This window comes from Domibacillus sp. F004 (assembly GCF_057814295.1).
Genome location: NZ_JBVATB010000019.1, coordinates 1 through 1,456 on the forward strand (window position 1 = coordinate 1; position 1,456 = coordinate 1,456).

Here is a 1,456-nt window from a genome sequence, read left to right on the forward strand (position 1 = left end):
TTTTGGAGGCGCTGCTGATTTGTTCCCTTTATTACCTATCCCATTAGAATTACCAACGGGTGCACCCTTCTTTTTGGTTGCAACCTTTTCAATTTTGGTTGCATCCTTTTTCGTCGGATCCCTTGACCATCCTTCACGGCTTTTCCGGCTTTTTAAAGTACCGAGTTTTACATCATGTTTTTCCGCTAATGCTGCTAGCGTGATTTTTGTGATTTCCCATTCTGATCTGATCTTATCCCAGTTCGCCACTTCACATCACCGCCACCTCCGAGATTGTTTTAGGCAAAGAAAAAAGCACCGCGATGGGCGCTTATTTTTTTTATAATCGATTCTTATGAAAATCGGCAATTTTTGTTTCAACACTTCCATAAATATTTCTGGCCTCTTCTGCGGAAATATTGAATTCTCGGCTGACAATTGCGGCGATTCGAGGATCGTGAACTTCAGCGTCATAAGTATCAATGTAATTAGTTGCTTTTTCGTACTCCTCTCTCATAAAGCGATAAATATCTCTTTTTTGCTGCTCAAGCTCACCGATGAAATTTTCAGTGCCGGGATCTCTTTCAATTGCCATTTTGTTCACTCTCCTTTGGACTTTAATTTCTATATTCCCCTAAGAGAATAAAATTTACCTGCATTCTGCCAACATAAATTCTGTTATCATATTTAAGTTATTCCATACAACATTAGAAAAACGCCCGATATCGTTAGCGGTCGATGCGATAACTGCGACAACGCCCAGTTTAAGAGTTCAATCAAAAATGCCGTCTTCTTACGCGAGTGCCGTAAATGTGGCATGAAGAAGATTATTTAATCCTGTCATTTGGTTGGGTTTTTGTTTTGTCTTCTCATCTATATGGCAGCTGTACGACATAAAGAGCAAAGAAAAAAGCACCTCGAGGGGTGCTTAATTATTTGTGTAATTCATTAAATATAATTTTTCTTTCCGTTTCTTTCTCTTCAATTTCTTTTTATCCATGTGTGTTCACTCCTCATTACAAAACAAAAAGCGATCATCGTGTAATATGACAATCACTTTAACTTATTTATATTGCATCTATTAAACGGTTCAGATAATCTGAAACACCTTTAGTCAAGACCTCTGATTTCATTGTCTTTAAACTACCCTTAACCTTTGATAGCTTAGATACCTGGGGTTCTTCACTTGGTATCTCCAATAAGCTTTCTATTGTATGAATTCCTTTTCGCGTAATCATTGGACTCACCACCTTGACTCCCGGTACAGGATCGCCGACTAATGAAAACCTTGCTAACCCGCTCATAAGGTTTTCATCGTCCAACTGAATCAATGCGTGCTGATATTCACACGGATCAAGTAATTCGGGTAACTCATAGTGAACCTCCAGTATCTTGCTGACATCAGCAAGATACTGCGAATAATAGGTAAGCAGTACTTGCTCCTTTATTGTTAATTTGTTCATCTAATCCCTCCCCT

At 38.7% G+C, this 1,456-nt stretch carries 3 protein-coding genes and 1 pseudogene; 1 reads left to right on the forward strand and 3 read right to left on the reverse strand.

Annotation, left to right across the window (positions count from 1 at the left end):
- Both ACZYRN_RS19170 and ACZYRN_RS19175 read right to left on the reverse strand, forming a co-directional pair.
- A pseudogene (locus tag ACZYRN_RS19170) lies at positions 1-249 on the reverse strand (phage terminase small subunit); the annotation flags it as partial.
- Between the two features lie 70 nt (positions 250-319).
- Positions 320-574 (reverse strand): hypothetical protein, encoded by a 255-nt coding sequence (locus ACZYRN_RS19175; RefSeq protein WP_488913178.1) that lies wholly within the window; start codon positions 572-574, stop codon positions 320-322.
- A gap of 99 nt (positions 575-673) precedes the next feature.
- Here ACZYRN_RS19175 and ACZYRN_RS19180 point away from each other — a divergent pair, with 99 nt between their 5' ends.
- Positions 674-814, forward strand: coding sequence for a DUF8096 family protein (locus tag ACZYRN_RS19180; protein ID WP_488913180.1), 141 nt, complete (start codon positions 674-676; stop codon positions 812-814).
- A gap of 232 nt (positions 815-1,046) precedes the next feature.
- On the opposite strand, the gene ACZYRN_RS19185 is transcribed toward ACZYRN_RS19180, so the two are convergent.
- Positions 1,047-1,442, reverse strand: coding sequence for a hypothetical protein (locus tag ACZYRN_RS19185; RefSeq protein WP_488913179.1), 396 nt, complete (start codon positions 1,440-1,442; stop codon positions 1,047-1,049).
- Between the last annotated feature and the right edge of the window lie 14 nt (positions 1,443-1,456).

Bases quoted from the DNA above. Each gene is read 5' to 3' on its own strand.
- ACZYRN_RS19185 (WP_488913179.1), bottom strand. From the start codon at position 1,442: ATGAACAAATTAACAATAAAGGAGCAAGTACTGCTTACCTATTATTCG.
- ACZYRN_RS19175 (WP_488913178.1), bottom strand. From the start codon at position 574: ATGGCAATTGAAAGAGATCCCGGCACTGAAAATTTCATCGGTGAGCTT.